Origin of the sequence: Nocardioides luteus (assembly GCF_015752315.1) — a bacterium.
Lineage (GTDB): Bacteria > Actinomycetota > Actinomycetes > Propionibacteriales > Nocardioidaceae > Nocardioides.
Window position 1 is genome coordinate 4,527,403 of the sequence record NZ_JADOVJ010000001.1, and the last position, 19,575, is coordinate 4,546,977.

The window sequence follows — 19,575 nt, forward strand, 5'->3', positions numbered from 1 at the left end:
GGTCTGCCCCGGGCCGTACCCGGACTCTGTGTGCCGAAGGCGGGACTTGAACCCGCACGCCCTGGGGCACAGCATCCTAAGTGCTGCGTGTCTGCCAATTCCACCACTTCGGCCGAGCGGCGATCAGTCTAGAGACTGATCGCCGCTCGTGGTTAGCCGCCGGTCAGGCGACGTTGTACTTGTCGCCCTCGGCATTCTCCGGGAGCGCCCAGAAGACGATCAGCACGATGACGCCGACGCAGGTCAGGTAGAGCAGCTGCCACCAGCCGGAGCGGCCGGTGTCGTGCAGGCGGCGGGCGCCGACGGAGAGCTGCGGGACCAGGATGGCGAGCGCGAAGAGCGACCCGACGATGGTGCCGGCGGTCGAGTCGGCGCCGAGGATCAGGTTGATCGCCATGTTCACGACAAAGGTGAACAGGATCGCCCACCAGAACTCGGACCGGCTGGCGCGGCCCTCGAAGGAGGCATACTTCTTGAAGAAGCGCACGATGGCGTCGCGGGGCGACGCGCCGCGGAGCGGCTGGCTCAGTGAAACTTCCCCCACGGGGCCAGCGCCGTACGGCTGCTGCGGGGGCGGGGGCGGCGGGTAATCCGTCACGTCGGATTTCTCCTCGTTGAGATGGGTTGGATGTGCGAAACCTAGTCGGGACGGACACCGAGGTAAAGGACCCTTACCCCTAGGGTGGAGCCATGACCACGCTGGTCCTCGCCTCCAAGTCCCCCGCCCGGCTGCAGACGCTGCGCAGCGCAGGTGTCGAGCCTGTGGTGATCGTCTCCGGCGTCGACGAGAGCGTCCTCGACGGCCTCGCGCCGACCGAGCTCGCCCTGGGGCTCGCCGAGCTCAAGCGCGACGCGGTCGCCGGTCGCCCGGACGTCCCCGAGGGCGCCCTCGTGCTCGGCTGCGACAGCGTCCTCGAGCTCGACGGCAAGGCACTCGGCAAGCCGCACGATCCGGAGGAGGCGACCCAGCGCTGGCGGGAGATGCGGGGGCGCAGCGGCGTACTCGTCTCCGGGCACGCGCTGGTCGACACCGCGACCGGCCGGCAGGTCTCGCAGACCGCGGCCACGACGGTGCACTTCGCCGACGTCAGCGACGAGGAGATCGCGGCGTACGTCGCGACCGGTGAGCCGCTCCACGTCGCCGGGGCGTTCACGATCGACGGTCTGGGTGGTGCGTTCGTGACCGGGATCGAGGGCGACCACCACAACGTGGTCGGCCTGAGCCTGCCGCTGCTACGCGACCTGCTCAGCCGGCTCGGTCATGCGTGGCCTGATCTGTGGAACCGGTGACCCGCTCGCGACGGTCCGGGGCCACCGCGAAGGTCCGACCGTCGGCGGCGCTGAGCGCGGCCGCCTCCTCCTCGACGCTGCCGTAGACCTGCGTGTAACGGATCGGGCGGCCGAAGACGAACCTCCGGAACAGGAAGAACCGGGCGATCTGGCCCAGCAGCACCCCGACCACGTTGGCCGAGAGGTTGTCGGCGATCGCGCTGTCCCAGCCGAAGACGCTGCGGGTGAGGTAGAGACACGCCACCGGCAGCAGCATGGTGACCGCGTTGATCACGACGTAGGCCGTGAAGCCGCCATCGGGATGGTCCGAGACCCGGTGACGGAAGGTCCAGCGACGGCTCAGGTCGTAGCTGATCAGCATGCCGACCGTGTTGGCGATGATGTAGGCCGGGATCGGCTGCCCGTTCATCGGACCGGCGCCCATGAAGAAGCCGTGGACCAGTCCGTTGAACAGCACGAAGGCGACTGCGGTCGCGATTCCGCCGACCATCATGAAGCGGACCACCTCACCGAAGAGGCGGGTGCGACGCAGCCGTCCCAGCAGCTGTCCCCCGAACACCATGGAGCCACAGTAAACGGTCATTGGTGAGATGGCTCTTGATTACTTGCCGCGGTTTGTTCAGCGCGCAGTAAGATCCGCACTCACTCGACGGGCAGACCGAGGCCCCTTGCGATCAGCATCCGCTGCACCTCGGAGGTGCCTTCGCCGATCTCCAGGATCTTCGCGTCGCGGTAGAAGCGGGCGACCGGGTACTCCTCCATGAACCCGTAGCCGCCGAAGATCTGGGTGGCGATGCGGGTCGCGGTGACGGCCGACTCGGTGGCGTACAGCTTGGCCGCGGCGGCCGCCTGCTTGAACTCCTTCATGGTCACGGCGCCGGAGTCGAGGCCCGACTTCATCGCGGCGGCCTCGTACGTCAGCAGGCGCGAGGCCCGCAGCGTGACCTCGAGATCGGCGATCTGGAAGGCGACGCCCTGCTTGCGGCCGATCGGGCCGCCGAAGGTCTGCCGCTCCCCTGCGTACTCCAGCGCCATGTCGAGGCAGGCCTGGATGCAGCCCACCGCGAGCGCGGCGATCGCGACGCGGCCGTCGTCGAGGGTGGCGAGGAACTGGGCGTAGCCGCGGCCACGCTCGCCGAGGAGGTGGTCGGCCGGCACCCGGGCGCCGTCGAAGGAGAGCGGGTGCGTGTCGGAGGCGTGCCAGCCGAGCTTGTCGTACGCCTTCTCGGCGGTGAAGCCGGGTGTGCCCGAGGGGATCATGATGGTGCTGATCTCGGGCTTGCCGTTCTCGCGGGTGCCGGTGCGCGCGGTGACGGTGACGACCGAGGTGATCGAGGAGCCGGAGTTGGTGATGAACTGCTTGGCGCCGTCGACGACCCACTCGTCGCCGTCCAGCACGGCCTTGGTCGCGGTCGCGCCGGCGTCGGAGCCGGCCCCCGGCTCGGTCAGCCCGAACCCGGCCAGCTTCTTGCCCGCCACGAGGTCGGGCAGCCAGCGCTCCTTCTGCTCGTCGGTGCCGTAGGTGAGGATCGGGTTGATCCCGAGGCCGACCGCGGCCTCGAGCGTGATCCCGATCGACTGGTCGACGCGGCCGAGCTCCTCGATCGCGACGCAGAGCGCGACGAGGTCGCCGTCGCCCCCGCCGTACGCCTCGGGGGCGGTCAGGCCGAACAGGCCGAGCTCACCCATCTTGTGGACCACATCGACGGGGAAGTGGTGGTCGCGGTCCCACTGCGAGGCATGGGGCGCGATCTCCTTCTGGGCGAAGTCACGGACGACAGCACGCAACTCTTCGTGCTCGGGCTGGAGAAAAGCGGTCACGCCCTCCAGGTTAGCGCTTATTAACCTGGAGCGCGAGACCCGCGTCACATCTGAGCCAGATCCGGGCCAGATCCGGGTCAGATCAGGGTCAGCGGAACGTGCCCGTGGAGACCGTTCCGGCGATCCGCCGCTGGAAGATCAGGTAGACGACCAGCACCGGGAGCACGGTCATCACCACGCCGGCGAAGAGCGCCCCGAAGTCGACGTTGTAGCCCGCCTGGGACGAGAACGACGCCATCCCCTGGGTGAGCACCCAGTTCTCCCGCTGGGTGTTCAGCGCCACCGGGAGCAGGAACTGGTTCCACAGCCCGAGGAAGTTGAAGATCGCCACGCCGGCCATCCCGGGCGCCGCCATAGGCAGCATGATCTGGAAGAACGTGCGCCACTCCCCCGCACCGTCCATCATCGCGGCCTCGTAGACGTCGTCGGGCAACGTCTTGAAGAAGGCGTAGAGGAAGAAGACGGTGAACGGCAGCGCATAGGCCACGTACGTCAGGATCAGTCCCGGCAGCGTGTTGAGCAGCCCGAAGCCCTGGAGCACGAAGAACAGCGGCACGATGACCAGGAAGACCGGGAAGGTCAGTCCGCCGAGCATCGAGTAGTAGATGAAGTTGCGCCCGAAGAACTCGAACCGCGCCAGCACGTAGGCGCACATCGCCCCGAGCAGCATCACCAGCACCAGCGCGGTGCCGACGACGATGACCGTGTTGAAGAAGTACGTCCCGATGCCGGCCTTCGTCCAGGCGCTGGTGTAGTTCTCGAAGCTCCACTCGGCGGGCAGCGAGAACGGCGAGGACAGGATCTCCTTGGACGTCTTGAACGAGGAGAGCACCACCCAGCAGAACGGCACGATGACGATCACCGACCACAGGATCAGCATCGTGTGCGAGGTACCGGCGACCAGCGCGTCGCCGGGCGTACGCCGCTGGCGATCGGCGCGGGCAGCGACCGGCTTGTCCAGAGTGACGGTGCTCATCGGCGTACGTCTCCCTTCTTGTCCCGCCCGCCAGCGAAGTGGAAGACGGCGAAGACCAGGGCGGCGAAGAGCAGCGTGACCAGGGCGAGGACGACGCCCATGGAGGTGGCGTAGCCGAACTGGCTCTTCTTGAAGGCGGTGTTCATCAGGTGCTGGCTCATCGTCAGCGTGCTGTTGGCAGGACCGCCGCCGGGGGCGAGCGCGGCCATGAAGACGTAGGCATCGAGGGTCAGGATGCCCAGGTAGATGTAGGCCGTCTGCACGTTGTCGCGGATCGAGGGCAGCGTGATCGAGATGGCGGTGCGGAAGCGGCCGGCGCCGTCGATGCGGGCGGCCTCGTAGATCTCCGCGGGGACGCCCTTGATGGCGGCCACGAAGAGCACCGTGTAGAACCCGATGTTGGCCCAGATCATCACGAACATCGAGGCGGGCATCGCCGCCCGCACCTCACCGAGCCAGGCGTAGTCCTTGAACCCGTCGAGGCCGATGCCGGTGAGCATGCCGTTGAGCAGGCCGGCGGCCGGGTCGTAGACCTGCGCCCAGAGCAGACCGATGACGACGGCCGGGACGGCGTAGGGGAAGAACGAGACGACCCGGTAGAAGCCGGATCCGTTCAGGCCACGGACCTGACCGGTGCTGGGACCGGCGGTGGTCACCACCACCGCGATCGCCAGCGCGGCCACGAGCGTCACCAGGGGCACCACGATCGTGAGAAGTACGTTGTTGCGCAGTGCCTTGAGGAACGTCTCGTCGTCGAGCAGCTTGGCGTAGTTGTCCAGGCCGACGAAGTTCATGACCGGGGAGAAGCCGGTCCAGTCGGTCAGCGAGTAGAAGAGGGCCTGCCCGATCGGGACCACGACGAAGATGACGAAGACCGCGACCGGGAGGCCGAGGAAGACCGTCATGAACAGTGCCCGGTCGAGGGTGAGCTTGCGTCGGCGCCGGCCGGGGGCGGCCCCCCAAGGATTCTCCTCGGAGAGGCCGCCCGCCGTCACCGCCATCGTGGTGGATGGGTCCGGCATGGTGTCAGGAAACCTTGAGCTTCTCGATCGAGGAGTCGTCCGCGACCTTGTCGAAGATGCCCTGGACGGCCTTGGTCAGGCCCTTGACGTCCAGGTCACCGGAGAGGAAGGAGTTCCACACGACCAGCTCGTCGGCGTTGGTGCCGTAGTAGTCGTAGAACTGGAAGTTGAAGGTGTTCTCGCCGGCGGCGTCGAGCATCGCGCTCTGCGACTTCAGCGCCGCGGAGCCGAAGCCGTCGGCCGGGATGGTGTCCTTGACGATGGTCGGCGCGAGCTTCGTCTTGGCGAAGTTGGTCGCGGCCTCCTTCGACAGCATGGCGCGGAGGATCTCCTTGCCGCCGGCAGGGTTCTTCGCCTTGCTCGGGACGATGAAGGCCTCACCGGCCGCGGCCCGGACGGCCTCGTACGGCAGCGCCGGGCTGTCGCTGAGCACGAACTCCGGGATGCCGGTCATCTCGAAGCCGGACTTGGTGGCGTCCTTCATCTCGTTCTCGATCCAGCCACCGCTGGGGTAGAGGAGCGCCTGCTGGTCGTTGGACCACTTGGCCTGCGCGGCGGTGAACTGGGTGCCGGCGCCGCCCGGGATGAACATGTCCTGGCTGACCATCTCGCCGAGCTTGCCGAGGATGTCCTGGATGACCTTGTGGGACCAGATGCCCTTCTCGAGGTTCTCGAGACCGAGGCGCACCTCGTCGCCGCCCTCCTTGGCCGCCGAGTCGATGACCAGGGTGCGGTAGTAGGTCGCCGCCTCCTTGCCCCAGGTCCACAGGTACTTCTTCTTGGCCTTGGCCTTGGCACCGAGGTCGAGCGCCTCGTCCCACGTCTTCGGCGGGGTCCAGCCGTTCTCCTCGAAGAGCGAGGCGGAGTACCACACGCCGTAGAGGGTCATGACGTAGTTGATCGCGACGAAGCGGTCGCTGTAGGTGCCGGGCACCTTCACGTTCGGGTAGAGGGTGTCCTCGATCTTGACGCCCTCGTAGCTGTCGGCCTCGAAGACGTCGTCGAGCTCCTCGAGCTGGGCGGCGATCGAGCTGAAGCCGATCAGGTCCGCACCCGAGTTGTCGATCAGGTCCGGGGGCGTGCCACCGACGAAGCGCGGCTGCAGCTCCGTGGCGATCTTGGTCGTGGCGCTGACCTTGATGTCGGCGTCCGCGAACTCCTTGCCGACGATGCCGGCGGCGAACTCGACATAGTCGTAGCCGTAGCCACCGTCGAAGATGACCGCGTCGACGGTGCCGTCCTTGGCCATGCCGAACGGGTTGGAGGCGGACTTGGTGCCACCGCCGGAGTTGTCGGTGTCGCTACCAGGTGCGCCACACGCGGCGAGCGCTCCGGAGAACGACACGAGCGCCGCGCCGGCGAGGGTGCCGCGCAGAAGGGTCCGGCGGTCGAGCCGGTGAAGCTGCTGGGACATCGTGCTGCCTTCTTTCGGGTGGGTTCCTCTTTGCTTCTTCTTACGGGGGTTCAAGCCATGCTTCCGATGCGCTCGCCGTAGCGAGCCTTCAACGCATCGTTGTGCTCATCGCCACCCGGGATATTGGCGGAGAGATAGAGGGGCGGGGTCTCGCCCGCCTCCTGGATCCTGGCGGCGGTGCCGAGGGTCAGGAGCTGGGCGATGTAGGCCGCGGTGATGGAGGAGACGGCGCCGGCGAGGACGCCGCCGTCGCCGACGGGGACAGTCGCGTCGCCGAAGGGGGCCAGGTTGTCGATCACCACGTCGGCGATCTCGGCCAGGCGCTTGCCGCTGGGGTGCTTGGGGGTGACCGCGTTGGTGTGCTCGAGGCTCGTCACCGCGATCACCGTGTGGCCCTTCTCCTTCGCGCGCAGCGCGATGCCGACGATCGAGCCGTTGACGCCGGAGTTGGACGCGATCAGGAAGACGTCCTCGGGGTGGAACTCGTGGAGCTCCCAGAGCTCGTCGGCAATGTTGGTGTCACGCTCGAGCAGACCGCCCTTGAGGTCGCTCGCCGGCCGGTCGCCCTTGAGGACGGTGTCGCGCAGAGCGATGGCGTGGCTGGGGATCAGACCACCGGCCCGTCCGGCGATCTCCATCGCGAACGCCTGCGAGTGGCCGGTGCCGAAGGCCTGCAGCACACCGCCGTTGCGGATGCTGGTGACCATCGCCTCGACAGCCTCGTCGAACCCACCGGACTGGGCGATCGACTGCAGCTCGGACAGGCGTGTGCGAACCTGCTCGTCGAAGGCTCCGAACACGTCTCTGGTCAATTAGTCCACCCACCTAGCAAACTCGCGCCGCGACTGTATGCCGAGGCCTGCGCTCGAAAACTATTTGGAGAGAGTACGCCTGGCAATGGTTTTCTGTTACGAAACGGTGTCAATGAATAACAACTACTTGGGACTCGACGCTGGAGGCACCAGCACTCGCGCCGTCGTGGTCTCCTCAGACGGACGCTGCACAGGCATCGGGAAGGCCGGCAGCGGCAACCCGACCTCCGCCGGCGTCGACGCCGCCACGGCGGCGATCAGGGACGCGGTCACCCAGGCCGTGACCTCCGCGAAGGCCGGCCCGGTCGCCGGCGCCGCCCTGGCGGTCGCGGGTGCCGGCGACCCCGGCCACCGGACGGCGATCGTGTCCGCCCTCTCCGGGCTGGTGGCGACCGAGCCGGTCTTCGAGTTCGATGTGCTGGCTGCGTACTTCTCGGGGACGGCGGCTCCCGACGGCTATGTGCTGCTCTCCGGCACAGGGGCGTCGGCGGTGCGGGTCGAGGACGGCCGGCTCGCGGGCATCTCGGACGGCCTGGGCTGGCTGCTCGGCGACGTCGGCTCGGGCTTCTGGCTGGGCCGGGAGGTCGTACGTGCCGGACTGGCGCCGCTCGACGGGCGGGGCGCGTCCACGGCGTTGACGGGCATGCTCCTGGACCGGCTCGGGATCGCCGTCGACGAACGTCGACAGGGCGGCCGGACCGCGACGCTCGTCGCGGCGACAGCTGCGCTCTATGCGATGCCGCCGCTGCGACTGGCCGACTTCGCAGCGCTCGTCTTCACCGCGGCGGGTGCCGGGGACCAGGTCGCCGCGGGCATCCTCGACGAGGCCGCGGCCGGGCTGGCGGAGACGCTGGCGGCGGTGCGTACGCCTGAGATCGAGGGGCCGTTGGTCGCCGCCGGGAGCGTCCTGGCCCGGCAACCCGACTTCGCCGCGAGGGTCGCTCCCGGGGCCGTCGTCGCCACCGACGGGCTGGCCGGGGCAGCGGTGCTGGCACTGCGTCACGGGGGTGTGCTCGTCGACGATGCGACCTACGCACGGGTAACCTCGTCGCTCGACCAGCTCACCAGAGTGTGACAATCGTTACTACGGCTGCCTGAAGCCAGGCCGGAAGGCCTCCCCTAGCATGTCCTTGCATTCACGATGGAGGAGTTCTCGTTGAGCAAGCCACTGACAAAGGTCCTGATCGCCAACCGCGGTGAGATCGCCGTCCGAGTGATCCGCGCGTGCAAGGACGCCGGCATCGGCTCCGTAGCGATCTACGCGGACCCCGACCGTGACGCGCTCTTCGTGCGCCTGGCCGATGAGTCCTACTCACTCGGCGGAGCCACGCCGGCGGAGTCCTACCTGTCCATCGAGAAGATCATCGATGTGGCGCGCCAGTCCGGTGCTGACTCGGTCCACCCGGGCTACGGCTTCCTCGCGGAGAACGCCGACTTCGCCCAGGCCGTGATCGACGCCGGCCTGACCTGGATCGGTCCCTCGCCCGAGGCGATCGACGCGCTCGGCGACAAGGCGAAGGCCAAGCAGATCGCGCTGAAGGCGGGCGCCCCGCTGGCCCCGGGCCTCAAGGACCCGGTCAAGGACGCCTCCGAGATCGTCTCCTTCGCCGAGGAGTACGGCCTCCCGGTCGCCATCAAGGCGGTCTTCGGTGGTGGTGGTCGCGGCCTCAAGGTCGCCCGCACCCTCGAGGAGATCCCCGAGCTCTACGAGTCGGCCGTGCGCGAGGCCGTCGGTGCCTTCGGTCGTGGCGAGTGCCTGGTCGAGAAGTTCCTCGACAAGCCGCGCCACGTCGAGACCCAGTGTCTGGCCGACAAGCACGGCAACGTGGTCGTCGTCTCCACCCGCGACTGCTCGCTGCAGCGTCGCCACCAGAAGCTGGTCGAGGAGGCCCCCGCGCCGTTCCTGACCGACGAGCAGAACAAGCGCCTCTACGAGTCCTCCAAGGCGATCCTGCGCGAGGCCGGCTACGTCGGCGCGGGCACCTGTGAGTTCCTCGTCGCCGCCGACGGCACCATCTCCTTCCTCGAGGTCAACACCCGCCTCCAGGTCGAGCACTGCGTCTCCGAGGAGGTCACCGGCATCGACCTCGTCCGCGAGATGTTCCGCATCGCCGCTGGTGAGGAGCTGGGTTACGACGACCCCGAGGTCCGCGGCCACTCCATCGAGTTCCGCATCAACGCCGAGGACGGCGGCAACAACTTCATGCCCGCCCCCGGCACCCTGACCGAGTGGGCGCCGCCTGCCGGGCCTGGTGTCCGGTTGGACGGTGGCTACGAGAAGGGCGAGACCATCCCGGGCTCGTTCGACTCGCTGATCGCCAAGCTGATCGTCTCCGGCCGCGACCGCACCCAGGCGCTGGAGCGCTCGCGTCGTGCGCTCGACGAGTTCAAGGTCGACGGCATGCCGACCGTCATCCCGTTCCACCAGGCCGTCGTCAACGACCCGGCCTACACCGCCGAGAACGGCTCCTTCGACGTCTACACGACCTGGATCGAGACCGACTTCGACAACCAGATCCAGCCGTACGCCGGTGCTGCCGGTGAGGCTGAGGAAGCCGGCGAGCGCCAGACCGTCGTGGTCGAGGTCGGCGGCAAGCGCCTCTCGGTCTCGCTGCCCGCCGGGCTCGGTGGCCTCGCTGCCGGCGGTGGCACCAGCGCCGCGAAGAAGCCGAAGCGCTCCGCCAAGAAGGCCGGCGCCGCCGCCTCCGGCGACTCCGTCACCTCGCCGATGCAGGGCACCATCGTCAAGATCGCCGTCGAGGAGGGCCAGGAGGTCGCCGAGGGTGACGTCGTCGTGGTCATCGAGGCGATGAAGATGGAGCAGCCCCTCAAGGCCCACAAGGCCGGCGTCATCACCGGCCTGAGCGCCACCGTGGGCGAGACCGTCACCAACGGGGCGGTCATCGCCGAGATCAAGTAGTCGGCTCGACCGACAGCGGCCGTTCACCGAGTTACCTCGGTGAACGGCCGCTGTTGTCGTGAGGGTACAACCCGAGCTCGTCCGCCATCACGGCCAGATGGATCTCGAAGAGACCGGCCGGGTCGCCGAAGCGGTCGGGGCCGAACTGGCCGAACACCTCGAAGCTGACGCGGCCGAAGAGGCTGGTCCAGACGAGTACGCCGCGGGTGAGCGCGGCATCGGGCAGATCGAGACCGAGCTGGTCGCGGATGCCCTGGAGCCCCACGGTGAGCTCGGGCGAGATCCCGCCGTCTCCCTCCGGCACGATCAGCCGGCCGGCGGCGAGCGCACCGGCACACACCCGCAGCATCGCGGTCGGCACGCGGGTGCCGGGCACGCTGGTGCGCTCGTCGGGCGCGGCGTAGCCGGGCACGGGCGACCCGAACAGCAGCGCGTACGTCGCCGGCTCGGCGAGCGCCCAGGTCCTGACCGCGCGGCCGAGCGCCAGGAACTGGGCGCGGTGGTCGTCCTCGGGGGCGGCCGCGACGGCCGCGTCGACGGCGTCGCCGAGCTCGTCGTAGCCGGAGACGAGGAGCAGGGTCAGCAGCTCGTCGCGGTTCTTCACGTAGCGGTAGACCGCCGAGGAGACCACCCCGAGGTCGCGGGCGACCGCGCGCAGCGAGAGCGCGGCGGCGCCGTGGACCGCCAGGTGCTCGCGGCCGATCCGGACGATCTCGTCCATGGTCTGCGCCCGCGCCCGCTCGCGTGGGGTGCCGTCTCGTGAGGTGGCTGTCATGGCGCCATCGTGTCCCGATCAAGAGAGCGCTGTCAACAAAAGTGAGCAGTGCTCTTGCTTTTGCTGCCGACACGCGCCAGACTCATTCCGAGAGCACTGCTCTCGGAATCTCGACAGGTGGTTCCTGAGCCTGTCGAAGGGTTCGACCACCAAAACCAAGGACACAGCCATGAACAGCACCTACCTCGTCATCGGCGCCGGCCCCGTCGGCGCGACCATCGCCCAGCAGCTCGCCGCGCGCGGCGACCGCGTACGCCTCCTCACCCGCTCCGGGAGCGGCCCGGTGCACGAGAGCATCGAGCGCCTCCGCGGCGATGCGACCGACGCCGAGACCGTCACGCAGGCGGCCACCGGCACCCGCGCCGTCTTCCACTGCATGCACGGCAGCGCCTACGCCGCCGCGACCTGGCGCGCCGAGCTCCCGCGCGCCGAGAAGGTCGTGCTCGAGGCCGCCGGTCGGGCCGGCGCCGTGGTCGTCTTCCCGGAGAGCCTCTACGCCTACGGCCACGTCACCGCGCCGATGACCGAGCAGACTCCGCGGAACGCCGACTTCGGCAAGCCCGCGGTGCGCGTCGAGCTGCTCCGCGCCCGCGACGCCTCCCCGACACCGACGGTCAGCGTCGCGGCCTCGGACTTCTACGGCCCGCTGGTGCGTACCGCCCACGCGGGCGAACGGATGGTGCCGACGGTGCTCGCCGGCCGCACCATGCGGGTGTTGGGCGACCCGGACGCGCCGCACTCGTGGACGTACGTCCCCGACCTCGGCGCCGCGATGATCAGGGCGGCCGACGAGGAGAGCCTGTGGGACTCCTTCCTGCACGCTCCGACCGCGCCGGCGATATCCCAGCGTGCTCTCGTCCGGGTCTACGCCGAGGTCGCCGGGGTCGAGGCGCCGCCGGTCGGCCGGATCCCCACCTGGGCGCTGAAGGCGATCGGGACGGTGCACGGCGGCACCCGGGAGCTGGCCGAGATGGTCTACCAGTTCGACAAGCCGTTCGTGCTCGACTCCTCGGCCAGCGAGTCCCGGCTCGGCCTGTCCCCCACCCCGCTCGAGACCGGGGCCAAGGCGACGGTGGACTGGTGGCGTACGCAGGCCTGAGCAGGCCAGAACCGGAACTGGGGCTAGCGGGCGCTCCAGCCGCCGTCGATGGCCCACGAGGCGCCGGAGACCATCGAGGCGTCAGGGCCGGTGAGCCAGCCGACCAGCGAGCCGACCTCGTCCGGCTCGACCAGCCGCTTCACGGCGGCGTCCTGCAGCAGCACCTTCTCCAGGACCTCGTCCTCGGGGATGTCGTGCACCTTGGCCTGGTCGGCGATCTGCTTCTCCACCAGCGGCGTACGCACGTAGCCGGGGTTGATGCAGACGCTGGTCACGCCGTGCGGGCCGCCCTCGAGGGCGGTGACCTTCGAGAGTCCCTCCAGACCGTGCTTGGCCGAGACGTAGGCGCTCTTGAAGGGGGAGGCAACCAGGCCGTGCACGGAGGAGATGTTGACGATGCGGCCCCAACCGTTGGCGTACATGTGCGGCAACGCGGCCCTGACCAGCAGGAACGGCGCGACGAGCATGATCGAGTGGATCCTGCGGAAGTCGTCGGGGTCGAACTTCTCGATCGGACTCACCCGCTGGATGCCGGCGTTGTTGACCAGGACGTCGACCTCGAGGCTGAGGTCGTCGAGCTCGTGGGTCGCGGTCAGGTCGACCACCCACGCCTCGCCGCCGATCTCCTCGGCGAGGGCGTGGGCGTCGTCGCCGGCCACGTCGGCGACGACGACCCGCGCGCCGCGGGCGGCGAGCTCGCGGGCCACCGCCGCGCCGATCCCCGACGCACCGCCGGTGACCAGGGCCCGCCGGCCCTGGAGCGTACGACCGGAATCGACGGCGCCCGAGACAGCCGTGGCCGAGTTCACGCCGGGCTCACCTCGCGTGCGGCCTCACGGTCGGCGTCGGCCCGGTCCAGCGCACGCAGCGAGGTGCCCTTCGTCTCCTTCAGGGTAAGCACGACGAGCGCGGTGATGATGCCCGCCACGGCGAGGTAGATCGCGGTGTTGGTCCAGGTGCCGGTGTCCTTGAGCCAGGCGATGGCCAGCAGCGGCGCGAGCGAGCCGGCGAAGATCGAGGTCACCTGGTAGGAGATCGAGATGCCGGAGTAGCGCATCCGGGTCGGGAACATCTCGGCCATGATCGCGGGCTGGGTGGAGTACATCAGCGCGTGGATCGCCAGGCCGGCGATCAGCGCCGCCACGATCGCGATGTTGCTCTTGGTGTCGAGCATCGGGAACGCCCAGAAGCCCCAGGTCGCGCCGAGCACCGCACCGACCAGGTAGACCGGCTTGCGGCCCACTCCGTCGGCGAGCCGGCCGACGGCGAGGATGAAGAAGAAGTGGCAGGCGTGCGCGATCGCGATCAGACCGAGCAGCGCGCCCTGGTCCATCTTCTGGTCCTCGACCAGGTAGACGATCGAGAACGACACCACCAGGTAGTACATGATGTTCTCCGCGAACCGCAGGCCCATGCCCTTCAGCACCCCGAGCGGGTAGCGACGCAGCACCTCGAAGACGCCGTAGCCGGCGGCAGCGGCCTCGCCCTGCTCGGCCTTCGCCTCCTCGAAGATCGGCGAGTCGGTGACCGAGCGGCGGATGAAGTAGCCGACGAGGACGACGACGGCCGAGAGCCAGAAGGCGACGCGCCAGCCCCAGGCCAGGAACGCGGCGTCGGAGAGCGTGATCGTCATCAGCGTGAGCACCAGCGTGGCGAGCAGGTTGCCCACCGGCACCGCGGCCTGCGGCCAGGCGGCCCAGGTCGCCCGCTTGTCGTCCGGGGCGTGCTCGGCGACCAGCAGGACGGCCCCGCCCCACTCACCACCCAGCGCGAGCCCCTGCACGAACCGCAGCAGCACCAGCGCGATCGGTGCCGCCAGGCCGATCTGGCCGTACGTCGGCAGGCAGCCCATCAGCACGGTGGCGACGCCGATCAGCATGATGGTCAGCTGCAGCGTGTACTTGCGGCCGAGGCGGTCGCCGATGTGGCCGAAGACGACGCCGCCCAGCGGGCGGGCGACGAACCCGATGGCGTAGGTGACGAAGGCCGCGATGATCGCGTCGTAGGCGTTGCCGGTGGCCGGCATGATCACCTTGGCGAAGACGAGCGCCGAGGCGGTGGCGTAGAGGAAGAAGTCGTACCACTCCACGACCGTGCCGGCCATGGAGGCCGCCACGGTCCTGCGGAGCAGGCTCTGGTCGTTGGGGGCGGCGGTGGCGCCCGGCTGTGTCATGGACATGGCTGGGAGTGTGACAGTGATCATAATGTGCTTGCAACGCGCATGTTGGCACACGTGATGAACGGAAATGCACATCCCGCGTTAGGGTGGCCCGATGCCCACGACCACGCCGACGCCGCCGTCCGCCGACCAGCTGCTGGTGCTGCTGGAGGTCGCCCGCAGCGGCCGCTTCACCACGGCCGCCCGCTCGCTCGGCCTGACCCACACGACGGTCAGCCGCAACATCTCCGCGCTCGAGCGTGCTCTCGGCGGCCGGGTCCTGGTGCGCGGCTCCGACGGGTGGGCGCTGACCGCCCTCGGCGAGCGCGCGGCGCGGGCGGCCGAGGGTGTCGCCGAGTCGCTGGCCCGGCTGGCCGCGGACGAGCCCGCCGACCCGGTGGCCGGCGTGGTCAGGATGTCGACGACCGACGGGTTCGCTGCGTACATCGCCTCACCGGCGGTCGCCGCGCTCCGGCAGGACCACCCCGAGCTCGCGGTCGAGATCGTCACCGTGACCCGGCAGGCGGCGCAGCACCGCTCCGGCGTCGACATCGAGGTGGTGGTCGGCGAGCCGGCGGTCATGCGTGGCCGCGCGCTCCACCTGGGCGAGTACGAGCTCGGCCTCTACGCCTCCCCCGGCTACCTGGAGCGCCACGGCGCCCCGGCCACGATCGAGGAGGCCGTACGCCACCGCCTGGTCTACTTCGTCGACTCGATGCTCCAGGTCGACGACCTCGACATCCCCCGGCGGCTGCTGCCCGGCATCCGCGACGCCGTCACCTCGACGAACGTGTTCGTCCACGTGGAGGCGACCCGCGCGGGAGCCGGCCTCGGCCTGCTCCCCTGCTTCATGGCCGACCGCCATCCCGACCTCGTCCGGATGCTCCACGAGGACATCCACCAGCGGCTGCCCTACTGGGCCGTCGTGCACCCCGAATCCTGGCGCCGGCCGGCCGTGGCCGCCGTCGTGGGCGGCCTGCGCGAGCAGATGGCCGAGCAGCAGGACGCCCTGCTCGGCCGGGGGACGCGTCCACCGACTGGGCGGTAACGTTCCATAACCTGGACAAGCCGATTCTGATGGGTACCGTGGCCGCCATGTTCAAGAAGGTGTTGGTTGCCAACCGCGGCGAGATCGCGATCCGAGCTTTCCGTGCCGGCTTCGAGCTCGGGGCCAAGACGGTCGCCGTGTTCCCCTACGAGGACCGGGGCTCAGAGCACCGGCTGAAGGCCGACGAGGCCTACCAGATCGGAGAGCTCGGTCATCCGATCCGGGCCTACCTCGATCCCAACGCGATCGTCGAGGTCGCCAAGCAGAGTGGCGCGGACGCCATCTACCCCGGCTACGGCTTCCTCTCCGAGAACCCGGCGCTGGCCGAGGCCTGCGCTCGGGCGGGGATCACGTTCATCGGGCCTTCGGCGGAGGTCCTCACGCTGACCGGCAACAAGGCCACCGCCATCGCGGCGGCGAAGGCTGCCGGCGTACCGACCCTTCAGTCCGTCGAGCCGTCGACCGACGTCGACGAGCTCGTCTCCGCGGCGTCCGCCCTTCCCTACCCGCTGTTCGTGAAGGCGGTCGCCGGTGGTGGCGGTCGCGGGATGCGTCGCGTCGACGACCCCGAGAAGCTCCGCGAGGCCGTGGAGACCTGTATGCGCGAGGGCGAGGCCGCCTTCGGCGACCCGACCGTCTTCATCGAGCAGGCCGTGGTCGAGCCGCGCCACATCGAGGTGCAGATCCTCGCCGACGGCGAGGGCAACGTCATCCACCTCTTCGAGCGTGACTGCTCCGTGCAGCGCCGCCACCAGAAGGTCGTCGAGATCGCGCCCGCGCCCAACCTCGACCCCGAGCTGCGCGAGCGCATCTGTGCGGACGCGGTGCGGTTCGCCAAGGAGATCGGCTACTCGTGCGCCGGCACCGTCGAGTTCCTGCTCGACCCCGCGGGCAACTACGTCTTCATCGAGATGAACCCGCGCATCCAGGTCGAGCACACCGTGACCGAGGAGGTCACCGACGTCGACCTGGTCCGCTCGCAGATGCGGATCGCCGCCGGCGAGACGCTGGCCGACCTCGGCCTGAGCCAGGACTCCGTGCAGCTGCGCGGCGCGGCGATGCAGTGCCGGATCACCACCGAGGACCCGGCCAACAACTTCCGCCCCGACACGGGCATGATCACCACCTACCGATCCCCCGGCGGCGCCGGGATCCGGGTCGACGGAGGCACGACGTACGCCGGCGCCGAGGTCTCGCCGCACTTCGACTCGATGCTCGCCAAGCTCACCTGCCGCGGGCGCACCTTCGAGGACGCCGTCACCCGCGCCCGCCGGGCCGTGGCGGAGTTCCGGATCCGCGGCGTCGCGACGAACATCCCGTTCCTGCAGGCGCTGCTCGACGACCCCGACTTCATCGCGGGCTCGATCACGACCTCGTTCATCGAGACCCATCCGCAGCTGCTGACCGCGCGGGCCTCCGGCGACCGCGGCACCAAGCTGCTCACCTACCTCGCCGACGTGACCGTCAACCAGCCGCACGGCGCTGCGCCGGTCTCGCTGCACCCGTCCTCGAAGCTGCCGGCGGTCGACCTGTCGGTCGCGCCTCCGGCGGGTTCGCGCGACCTGCTGCGCGAGCTCGGGCCGGAGGGCTTCGCGGCCGCGCTGCGTGCCCAGGAGGCGGTGGCGGTCACCGACACCACCTTCCGTGACGCCCACCAGTCGCTGCTCGCGACCCGGGTCCGCACCACCGACCTGCTCGGTGTCGCCGGCCACGTCGCGCGGCTGACGCCGCAGCTGTGGTCGATGGAGGCCTGGGGCGGGGCGACGTACGACGTGGCCCTGCGCTTCCTCTCCGAGGACCCGTGGGAGCGGCTGGCGCAGCTGCGCGAGGCGATCCCGAACATCAACCTGCAGATGCTGCTGCGCGGCCGCAACACGGTGGGCTACACGCCCTACCCGACCGAGGTCACCGACGCGTTCGTCTCGGAGGCCGCGGAGACCGGGATCGATGTGTTCCGGATCTTCGACGCGCTCAACGACGTCTCCCAGATGCGGCCGGCGATCGACGCGGTGCGTTCGACCGGGACCGCCGTCGCCGAGGTGGCGCTGTGCTACACCGGCGACCTCTCCTCGCCCGACGAGAAGCTCTACACGCTCGACTACTACCTGCGACTCGCCGAGGAGATCGTCTCGGCCGGGGCGCACGTGCTGGCGATCAAGGACATGGCCGGGCTGCTCCGGGCGCCTGCCGCGCGCACCCTGGTCACCGCGCTCCGCTCGCGCTTTGATCTGCCCGTCCACCTGCACACCCACGACACCGCCGGTGGCCAGCTGGCCACGCTGACGGCCGCGATCGAGGCCGGTGTCGACGCCGTCGACGCCGCCACCGCGTCCATGGCCGGCACCACCTCCCAGCCGCCGCTCTCCTCGCTGGTGGCGGCGACCGACCACACCCCGCGGGCCACCGGGCTCTCCCTGGCCGCGGTCAACTCGCTCGAGCCCTACTGGGAGGCCGTACGCCGCGTCTACGCGCCCTTCGAGTCCGGGCTGCCCGCGCCGACCGGCCGGGTCTACCGCCACGAGATCCCGGGCGGCCAGCTCTCCAACCTGCGCCAGCAGGCGATCGCGCTGGGGCTCGGCGAGAAGTTCGAGCAGATCGAGGACATGTACGCCGCGGCCAACCAGATCCTCGGCCGCGTCCCCAAGGTCACCCCCTCCTCGAAGGTCATCGGCGACCTGGCGCTCTCGCTCGTCGCCGCAGGTGCCGACCCGGCTGCGTTCGAGGCGGACCCGGCTGCGTACGACATCCCGGCCTCGGTCATCGGCTTCCTCAACGGGGAGCTCGGTGACCCGCCGGGCGGCTGGCCCGAGCCGTTCCGCAGCAAGGCGATCGCCGGTCGCACCTGGAAGGAGCCGTCGCCGTCCCTGTCGGAGGAGGACGCCGCCGGGCTGAAGTCGGACCGTCGTGGCACGCTCAACCGGCTGCTCTTCCCCGGCCCGACGAAGGACTTCACCGAGGCGCGCTCGAAGTGGGGCGACGTGTCGGTGATCTCGACCCTCGACTACCTCTACGGGCTGCGCGAGGGCGAGGAGCACGTCGTCGAGATCTCCGAGGGCAAGACGGTGATCTTCGGGCTCACCGCCGTCTCCGAGCCCGACGAGCGCGGCATCCGCACCGTCATGGCGACGATCAACGGCCACCTGCGCCCGATCAGCGTGCGGGACCGCTCCGTCGCGGCCGAGGTGGCCGCCGCCGAGAAGGCCGACCCTGCCGTTCCCGGCCAGGTCGCGGCGCCGTTCCAGGGTGTCGTCACCATCTCGGTCGCGGCCGGCGAGTCGGTCAAGGCCGGCGACACCGTCGCCACCATCGAGGCGATGAAGATGGAGGCCGCCATCACCGCACCCATCGACGGCACCGTCTCCCGCCTCGCCTTCTCCGGCACCCAGTCCGTCGACGGCGGCGACCTGGTGCTCGTGCTCGGCTGAGCCGAAGCGTCAGCCGCGCCGGCCGAGATGGCACTGCGGTGCCATCTCGGCCGATGCGAGCGACGCCTCGGCCGGCCCGGGAAAGCAAAAGGCATGTCCGCGAGGAGTCCCGAAGCGCTAGGTTGAGCGCACCATCACACGACCGCTAGGACGCCTTCGTGAGCAGTACGTCTCGGCAGCCCGCACCCGAGCAGGGCCCGCGCCCTACGTCTGAGAACGCAAAGAACCTCTGGAACCACGGTCCCAACTGGATCTCCGCGATCGCCGCGCTGGTCACCGCACTGGGTCTCGGCGGCGTAGTCACTCACTTGGCCGGCTCCGATGGCTCCTCCGGTGGTTCCGCGAGCACGCCGACCGCGACCACCACCGTCACCGTCACCGCGACGGTCGATCCGTCCGGCGGCACGGCGCCCAGCGACGTCGCGAACGACGCCGACACCGACGGGGTGCGATGGAGCGGCGAGGTCACTCTCGGGAAGCTCAACTTCGACTTCTCGCCACCCAAGGTGGCCCCGGCCAACACCGTTGGCTGGCTGCAGTCCGACATGATGTCGGTCGATGACAGCTCCGAGGTGCTGATCGCGGCCTGGCTGAGCGACTCCGCGCCCACGAAGGAGGAGTGCGACACCACTGTTGTCGAGAGCGGCGACCGGGTGGTCCAAGACCTCACCCAGGGCCTCTACGTGTGCGGCAAGACGGCTGAAGGACGCATCTTCCGCCTCGAGACACTGGCCACCGGGAACGCCATCAAGGTCGACGCGACCGTCTGGAAATAGCCCGCACCGGCCGGCTGTGGGCGACGAGACCACAGTTTC

The 19,575-nt window shown here is 69.6% G+C and carries 17 protein-coding genes and 1 tRNA gene; 7 read left to right on the forward strand and 11 right to left on the reverse strand.

The window, feature by feature from the left end; translation table 11 throughout:
* Positions 1-31 precede the first annotated feature (31 nt).
* A tRNA-Leu gene (locus HD557_RS21705) sits at positions 32-113 on the reverse strand.
* A 50-nt stretch (positions 114-163) separates the two neighbouring features.
* On the reverse strand, positions 164-598 hold the full coding sequence (locus HD557_RS28415; RefSeq protein ID WP_196875427.1) for a DUF805 domain-containing protein: 435 nt from the start codon (positions 596-598) through the stop codon (positions 164-166).
* A gap of 92 nt (positions 599-690) precedes the next feature.
* Between HD557_RS28415 and HD557_RS21715 the strand changes: the two genes are divergently transcribed.
* A complete protein-coding gene (locus tag HD557_RS21715) occupies positions 691-1,290 on the forward strand; it encodes a Maf family protein (protein ID WP_008363361.1) in 600 nt (199 codons plus the stop codon).
* On the opposite strand, the gene HD557_RS21720 is transcribed toward HD557_RS21715, so the two are convergent.
* The 6 genes from HD557_RS21720 to HD557_RS21745 all read right to left on the reverse strand — a co-directional run bounded on the left by HD557_RS21720 (position 1,247) and on the right by HD557_RS21745 (position 7,335).
* Complete coding sequence (locus HD557_RS21720; protein WP_008363360.1) at positions 1,247-1,852, reverse strand: GtrA family protein; 606 nt, start codon at positions 1,850-1,852, stop codon at positions 1,247-1,249. The genes HD557_RS21715 and HD557_RS21720 overlap by 44 nt on opposite strands.
* An 80-nt stretch (positions 1,853-1,932) precedes the next feature.
* Complete coding sequence (locus HD557_RS21725; RefSeq protein WP_196875428.1) at positions 1,933-3,111, reverse strand: acyl-CoA dehydrogenase family protein; 1,179 nt, start codon at positions 3,109-3,111, stop codon at positions 1,933-1,935.
* Between the two features lie 88 nt (positions 3,112-3,199).
* Positions 3,200-4,087: a carbohydrate ABC transporter permease gene (locus HD557_RS21730; RefSeq protein ID WP_008363358.1), complete on the reverse strand. Its 888-nt coding sequence runs from the start codon at positions 4,085-4,087 to the stop codon at positions 3,200-3,202.
* Positions 4,084-5,109: a carbohydrate ABC transporter permease gene (locus HD557_RS21735; protein ID WP_196875429.1), complete on the reverse strand. Its 1,026-nt coding sequence runs from the start codon at positions 5,107-5,109 to the stop codon at positions 4,084-4,086. Before HD557_RS21735 ends, HD557_RS21730 begins: the two co-directional genes overlap by 4 nt.
* Positions 5,110-5,113: 4 nt before the next feature.
* Entirely contained in the window at positions 5,114-6,523 is a 1,410-nt protein-coding gene (ngcE, locus tag HD557_RS21740; protein ID WP_008363356.1) for an N-acetylglucosamine/diacetylchitobiose ABC transporter substrate-binding protein, read from the reverse strand.
* 50 nt (positions 6,524-6,573) lie between these two features.
* Complete coding sequence (locus HD557_RS21745) at positions 6,574-7,335, reverse strand: sugar isomerase domain-containing protein (protein WP_196875430.1); 762 nt, start codon at positions 7,333-7,335, stop codon at positions 6,574-6,576.
* Positions 7,336-7,447: 112 nt separating this feature from the next.
* Between HD557_RS21745 and HD557_RS21750 the strand changes: the two genes are divergently transcribed.
* On the forward strand, positions 7,448-8,410 hold the full coding sequence (locus tag HD557_RS21750) for an N-acetylglucosamine kinase (RefSeq protein ID WP_231380402.1): 963 nt from the start codon (positions 7,448-7,450) through the stop codon (positions 8,408-8,410).
* 66 nt (positions 8,411-8,476) lie between these two features.
* The gene (locus HD557_RS21755) at positions 8,477-10,255 is read left to right on the forward strand and encodes an acetyl/propionyl/methylcrotonyl-CoA carboxylase subunit alpha (RefSeq protein ID WP_231380403.1); all 1,779 of its coding nucleotides are present in this window, start codon (positions 8,477-8,479) and stop codon (positions 10,253-10,255) included.
* A 31-nt stretch (positions 10,256-10,286) separates the two neighbouring features.
* Here the strand turns inward: HD557_RS21755 and HD557_RS21760 are convergent, their stop codons facing one another.
* Positions 10,287-11,030: a TetR/AcrR family transcriptional regulator gene (locus HD557_RS21760; RefSeq protein ID WP_196875432.1), complete on the reverse strand. Its 744-nt coding sequence runs from the start codon at positions 11,028-11,030 to the stop codon at positions 10,287-10,289.
* Between the two features lie 169 nt (positions 11,031-11,199).
* Between HD557_RS21760 and HD557_RS21765 the strand changes: the two genes are divergently transcribed.
* Positions 11,200-12,129: an NAD-dependent epimerase/dehydratase family protein gene (locus HD557_RS21765; RefSeq protein WP_196875433.1), complete on the forward strand. Its 930-nt coding sequence runs from the start codon at positions 11,200-11,202 to the stop codon at positions 12,127-12,129.
* Positions 12,130-12,152: 23 nt separating this feature from the next.
* Here HD557_RS21765 and HD557_RS21770 read toward each other — a convergent pair whose 3' ends face one another.
* Both HD557_RS21770 and HD557_RS21775 read right to left on the reverse strand, forming a co-directional pair.
* Positions 12,153-12,938, reverse strand: a complete 786-nt coding sequence (locus tag HD557_RS21770) for a 3-hydroxybutyrate dehydrogenase (RefSeq protein ID WP_196875434.1) — start codon at positions 12,936-12,938, stop codon at positions 12,153-12,155.
* Positions 12,935-14,308 carry an MFS transporter gene (locus tag HD557_RS21775; RefSeq protein WP_231380404.1) on the reverse strand — a complete coding sequence of 458 codons (1,374 nt, stop codon included), beginning with the start codon at positions 14,306-14,308 and terminating at the stop codon, positions 12,935-12,937. The genes HD557_RS21770 and HD557_RS21775 overlap by 4 nt, the downstream gene beginning before the upstream one ends.
* 94 nt (positions 14,309-14,402) lie before the next feature.
* Between HD557_RS21775 and HD557_RS21780 the strand changes: the two genes are divergently transcribed.
* From HD557_RS21780 to HD557_RS21790, 3 genes are all read left to right on the forward strand, one after another.
* Positions 14,403-15,335, forward strand: a complete 933-nt coding sequence (locus tag HD557_RS21780) for a LysR family transcriptional regulator (protein ID WP_196875435.1) — start codon at positions 14,403-14,405, stop codon at positions 15,333-15,335.
* Between the two features lie 47 nt (positions 15,336-15,382).
* Positions 15,383-18,760, forward strand: coding sequence for a pyruvate carboxylase (locus HD557_RS21785; RefSeq protein WP_196875436.1), 3,378 nt, complete (start codon positions 15,383-15,385; stop codon positions 18,758-18,760).
* A 158-nt stretch (positions 18,761-18,918) separates the two neighbouring features.
* Positions 18,919-19,536 carry a hypothetical protein gene (locus tag HD557_RS21790; RefSeq protein WP_196875437.1) on the forward strand — a complete coding sequence of 206 codons (618 nt, stop codon included), beginning with the start codon at positions 18,919-18,921 and terminating at the stop codon, positions 19,534-19,536.
* The last annotated feature ends 39 nt before the right edge of the window (positions 19,537-19,575 follow it).